The sequence below is a fragment of the Burkholderia sp. 9775_39 genome (genome assembly GCF_015712225.1).
GTDB lineage: Bacteria > Pseudomonadota > Gammaproteobacteria > Burkholderiales > Burkholderiaceae > Burkholderia > Burkholderia cenocepacia.
This window is the reverse complement of the sequence record NZ_JACCQC010000111.1, coordinates 1-397: the sequence shown is the minus strand read 5'-3', so window position 1 is coordinate 397 and position 397 is coordinate 1. Positions and strand designations below refer to the sequence as shown.

Here is a 397-nt window from a genome sequence, read left to right as displayed (position 1 = left end):
ATTTATGACGATACCCCCACGCGGAGCAACGTCCAGACCACACTGGGTTGCCAGCTTATCGCGCGGACGGATACCGGTAGAGAAGACGATAAAGTCGACTTCCAGTTCGCTGCCGTCGGCAAAACGCATGGTTTTACGCGCTTCGACACCTTCCTGCACAATCTCAAGGGTGTTTTTGCTGGTGTGAACGCGCACGCCCATACTTTCGATTTTGCGACGCAGCTGCTCGCCGCCCATCTGATCAAGCTGTTCCGCCATCAGCATAGGGGCAAATTCGATAACGTGGGTTTCAATGCCTAAGTTTTTCAGCGCGCCAGCAGCTTCCAGACCTAACAGGCCGCCACCAACAACGGCACCGCGCTTGCTGCGACGGGCGCAGGATTCAATGGCGTTGAGG

The 397-nt window shown here is 56.2% G+C and carries 1 protein-coding gene; it reads right to left on the bottom strand.

Features of this window, described 5'->3' with window-relative positions:
• Positions 1-397: FAD-dependent oxidoreductase (locus H0X90_RS35520; RefSeq protein WP_196438454.1), on the bottom strand; the 397-nt coding region annotated here is incomplete at both ends.